The organism is Kocuria gwangalliensis (assembly GCF_039544365.1).
Classification (GTDB): domain Bacteria; phylum Actinomycetota; class Actinomycetes; order Actinomycetales; family Micrococcaceae; genus Kocuria; species Kocuria gwangalliensis.
Map to the genome: position 1 here is coordinate 1 of NZ_BAABLN010000020.1, position 5012 is coordinate 5012.

The window sequence follows — 5012 nt, forward strand, 5'->3', positions numbered from 1 at the left end:
GAGCACCCAACCCAGGGCGTCGGCAAGCGCCACTCGATCGGCTGGGTCTTGGACCTGGTGAAATTCGGCGAAGATTCGCAGGAATTCGATCGAGTCGTCTGCGTCGAGGATTGCTGAAGCATCCATGTTGGCCAAGAGCGACTTGACCCGACGTGCCGTGTCAGTGTCGAGCACGCCGTCGTCCCACCGGTGGACCTGGATGCCTTTCTCGGCGGCGAAGGCTGCGTCGACGAATCGGCGCCGCGATCCGATGCGGGAGATGACGCCGATCCGTTGACCCGGAGCGTGCGAGAGGATCGCCTTCGCGAGTTTTACGATCCACGCCGCCTCGTGCTCCGCGGTCTGGTGCCCGACTTCGGCTGCAAGGCCAGCGGACGGCCATGTGTCCGGAGCCGCACAAGTGAGAGCAGTTCCCTGCGTGAGCGGCACCAGCCCATTCACCGCGGCGAGCACAGCTGGCGACGACCGATGAGACTCGGTCAGTTCGACAATCTCACCCACCTCGTCGGTGATCTGCGCGTGTACCTCTTCGGGCTTGGCACCGGTGAAGCCGTAGATGCCTTGGGCAAGGTCGCCGGCGTAGGTGGTCCGGCTAGCACCAATCCGGTTGATGATTCGGAGCTGCTGTGGCGTGAGGTCCTGGAACTCGTCGACCACCACTGCGGCGAAGTGCGCACGGTAGAGATCTGCCACTTCGATCCGCGTCAGGATCAGTTCTGCCATACGAGGTAGGTCGTCGTAGGTGAGTTGTTGATTCTGCACCCGTAGCTTCTCGATCTCGACGGCATCCCGATTCCCCTGCGCTTCGAGGAGTTGGAGCACTTCGGTGTCATCTACGGCGGCCTGCTTGATGTGCTGGAGCACCTTGCTAACCGCGGCGCTCTGCCCATAGTTAAGCCCCGCGCGCTGGCACTGTTCCTTCACCCAGTCGTTTTCGGGCAAAGTCCACTCCGGGTCAAGCCCGATGGCTGCGGCGTGTGACCGGTACAGACGAGCCGACAGCCCGTGGAAGTTGATGACGGTCACCTTGTCGCGGAGCTCCGCTGGGGTCAGGTAGCCGCGTAACCGCTCTCGGATATTGTCTTTCGCACGATTCGAGAAGGTGGCAACCAGAATGCGTCGGGCGCCAGGAGCCACGCCGCGATGGAGCATCCCCTGCACGCGCAGGGCGAGTGCTTCGCTTTTGCCGCATCCGGCCGGGGCGACGACGAGCATGCCCATTTGTTCGCTGTCACGAATCTGTTTTTGGGCCCCTGTGGGCATGATCGTCATAGCGAAGCCTCGACCTGGGTGAGCATCCCATCGATGCTTGAGATCGCGCGGGCGGCGGACTCGTCAAGCACCGAAACGGCGACAAGGGCGGCGTTGACCTTGTACAACCTGCAAAAGCTTGCCACGTCGGCACGGGTAAATGTCCCGCCAGGACCGGTAGCCATCAGCCTTCGCAGTTGGTTTGGCTTGAAGAGGGTTGAAGCTGTGAGAGCGGCTTGGAGCGATGCCGCTCCGATTGCGGCGACGTACTCATCTTCGAGATCCGCTCGTGAGACCCACACGAAATTGTCGTTGAGATCCGCAGGCTGCACTCCGAGTTTGGTGGCGGTGTCGGCTTCCGCATCCGCATCGATCAGCATCGAGAGTGGCACGTCGAAGCCGTTAGGGCCAAAGAGAGTGTTGATCGCACCCATATCGCCCGCGCCGTTTGTTTCGATGAGAGACACACCAAGCCGGTCGAGCGTCCGGTTGGTGAGGTCGGCGGCACGCTCAACGATGATTCGATCCGCGATTCCCTCGACAGCGATCAGGCGTTGGGCAGTCAGGGGCTCCAGTCGATCGCGCACCCACCAGCGAACAGTCAGCCGTTCGTCGCTCGTGAGAAAGCCTGCTTGTGGCTGGACCACGTTGCCACCGGACTTTATGACGACGATCGAATCCGAGTCGAATGCGCCGACGATGTCCGGTGAGTGAGTCGCGATGATTTTCTGGTTGCTGCTGGCTTTGAGCAGTCGCCCCAAGCTCCGCTGGCTCGTCGGGTGGAGGTGAATCTCAGGCTCATCGATTCCTACAACGTTGGCACTCGAACTCGTCATGTCGTAGAGCGCGATCGCGTACAGCGCCCGATAGCCGTCGGATTGTGAGCTGAGGTCCCGCAGCGTGCCATCCTTTTGGACCTGCAGGCGAACGTCACTCAGAACATTTTGTTCTGCCGATGATCCGGGCACGAAGGCCAAGTCGTCATTCCCGATCGCGGACGGCAGTGCCTTGGTCAGCTGTGTTGCGAGGTTCGTCCGAACTCCTTCCAAAACAGTCGACTCGGAGAGCATCGTGGCCAGCCGCTGCACGGCGTCGTCGAAGTCCGCCTTTTCGGGACCGAGCTCCACCGCGTCGAGAAGGTCTCGGAGAGCGGAGCGACGGTCGTCACGGAGTTCACGCGCCTGGCTCGTAGCGCCGAGGAACCGCCAGCCGATCGCATCGAGCTGCGACCGCGACAGCTGACGTCGGGTACCGGCACCCGCAGCAATTCTTTCGATATTCAGCGTCTCATTGACGTCGATGGTTGCGGTAAGACGAAGAGTCAGGGTCGCAAGGCCAATGGCAGCATCGACATCGATCTCATCCGGAAAAGCAGCCTTCTCATCGTCGGAGAAATCCATGAGCTCAACCTCAACGATGAACTCACTGTCGATGTCACGGAAGTCCTCTCCCGTGATCTGCGCGTAAAGCTGGGCCGTCGTCGCTCCAAGGACGAGCTGTAGGCAGCGCAGTATGGAACTCTTCCCAGTGTTGTTCGCGCCTACCAGCACCAGGTGGTCTCGAATGTCGATTGCGACATCGGCCATCCGGCTGTGATTTTGAATGTGGAGACGAGTGAGCTTCATTGATTCCTGTTTTCACTAACGCGAATGGTCGTACGCAGATTGAGTTTGTAGCACCCAGGTGGAGAGCTGATATATGAATGAGGAGAGCATTGGTGCTGCCAGCTCAGACGAGATGGCCTCACCAGTCGCGATGCTGGCCGTGGGCCATCCGCGCCTCCCACCTCACGCGCTGGCGAAGGGCGCCGTTTAGGCTCGCTGGCAAGGTCGACCTGTGCAAAGCCGGCCTGGTCTCGGAGCCCAGCGACCGTGAGATCACATATGAGGTCACTGGCGAGTGCGCCATCACACGAAGCATCAGCAACGAAGACTTCTCTCCCTCCTCAGGTCCTTCCTGGCAGACACCGCCACACGTACGCGGCTCGAACAACGCTATATGTTCTTCGTTCCCAAAAGTTAAGTGTTGAACAGTCCCTCGGGTGGAGAGTCCAGAGGGAGCGGTATCCCCTTCGGGTTGTGCGTTCTGGGGGTGCAGCCGTGGAAGGGGCCCTTTTCGTCGAAAAGCACCCGCATGGTGGGGTCCGCGTAGTCGCGCCACCACACCGCCAGCCCGGTGGTGGGGTCGGTGCGCAAGCTCTCCCAGGCCCGCCACAACCCCGTCAGGCGGCTCACTGCTTCCTCATGCCGCCACCACTGGGCACACCAGGTGAAGGTGGTGGAGCGGCCGGCCAGGTCGACGTCCCGCCGGTACACCGAGGCCAGCTGCTCGGCCACGAACTCCGCCACGTTCGGATAGATCAGCTGAGAGGGTGACAGTTCCTCGAGGTCTTCGTTGCCCTCGGTAGCTTCTTCCTCCCAGTCCATCGCCTTACTCCTTCACCAAAGCCGCCCACCGATTACCCGTAGGCTTAACTGCCGCTGGCTCAGTGGCTGAAACCTCGGGGTCGTGCTCGTGGCCGACGATGGCCACTACCGGGGTGTTGTGCGCAGCTTCCGAGGCTGCTACCGCGTCGGCGTAGGGACGGACGTTGACCGGGACGGTGCGGACTAGCACGGCCCTGGCCCCGGAGCCGAGCATCACCGCCCTTCCCTTGGGTAGCGCTGCGAGGTCGGCGACGGAGAGGATGTCGTCGGTGGCGTCTTGGCGGGAGGTGGACCCGGAGTCCTTCTGCCTCGAGGAGGAGACGGAGGTGTAGGTGTACTTGCCGATCAGCTCGGAGAGCATCTTGAGGAAGCCCTCCTCCTTAACGTTGCCTCCGTAGGTGACGACGTTGGCGGTGGAGAACAGCTTGCGCATCCCGGATTCGCCCCACACGTCTACGCCCTGGGACCAGGACTGCAAGAAGGTGGAGACCACGATCCCGCGCGAGCCGTAGTGGCTGTAGAGGTCGGGCAGGTTCGCCCACCGGCACACGTTGGCTGCCTCATCGAGCACGCACAGCATCGGGGTGGACAGCCTGCCCCCGGGCTGGGCGACGGCGTGTTCCTCGGCAGCGGTCACGGTGGCCACGGTCAGGGCGGTCACCAGCGGCCCGGCGGTGCCGACACCTTCCTTGGACAGTGCGTAGAGGGTGTGCTTGCCGGCTACGAATATCTGGGGGTCGAACTGCGGCCGGTCGTCGTCCGGGCCCTGCGGGTTGACCCAGGCGGCGATGTTCTCGTTCTTCAGGCAGGTGGCCATCTGCAGGGCGGTGGAGTAGACGCTGCCGCGGTACTTCTCGGGTTGGCGGATGGTGCTGGCCACCGAGTCGGCTTCCTTGCCCCACCCCGCCGCGTCGAGGAGTTTGGCGGGGGCGTCGTCGGTGGAGCGGGTTAGCCAGTAGTGCACGCGCTCGATGGGCTCCCCACCCACAGCAGCAGCGAGCAGCAGCCCCGCGAGTAGGTCCTTGCCGGCGGAGTCGAAGTGGGCGTCACCCATCTTCGCCCCGGCTGGCCGCGACCCGATGGAGAAGTTCGTGGCCATCTCCGCCGCCCGCTCACTGTCGGTGACGTAGGACAGTGGGTTCCACCACCAGGTGGGCTTCTCCCCGGCCACACCTTGGGGATCGAAGACCCACACATCCCCCTGGCCGGCGCGGATGTCGCGGGTCAGATCAGAAAGGTCGCGTTTGTTGGAAGTGGCAATCACCGGGCCGGGGGCCTCGATGATGGAAGGGGCGGCTTGGGAGGTGGTCTTACCGGTGCGCGTACCCCAGATGT

General features: G+C 62.7%; 4 protein-coding genes. All 4 read right to left on the reverse strand.

The genetic code is table 11. From position 1 onward, the window contains the following. A partial coding sequence (locus ABEA06_RS07700) for an ATP-dependent helicase (protein WP_345311099.1) occupies nt 1–1272 on the reverse strand: 1272 nt, incomplete at its 3' end. Beyond that, on the reverse strand, nt 1269–2876 hold the full coding sequence (locus ABEA06_RS07705; RefSeq protein WP_345311100.1) for an ATP-dependent nuclease: 1608 nt from the start codon (nt 2874–2876) through the stop codon (nt 1269–1271). The genes ABEA06_RS07705 and ABEA06_RS07700, both read right to left, overlap by 4 nt. A 393-nt stretch (nt 2877–3269) precedes the next feature. Next, nucleotides 3270–3677 carry a DUF4913 domain-containing protein gene (locus tag ABEA06_RS07710; RefSeq protein WP_345311101.1) on the reverse strand — a complete coding sequence of 136 codons (408 nt, stop codon included), beginning with the start codon at nt 3675–3677 and terminating at the stop codon, nt 3270–3272. Between the two features lie 4 nt (nt 3678–3681). After that, nucleotides 3682–5012 (reverse strand): type IV secretory system conjugative DNA transfer family protein (locus ABEA06_RS07715; RefSeq protein ID WP_345311102.1); only part of this gene is annotated, 1331 nt, incomplete at its 5' end.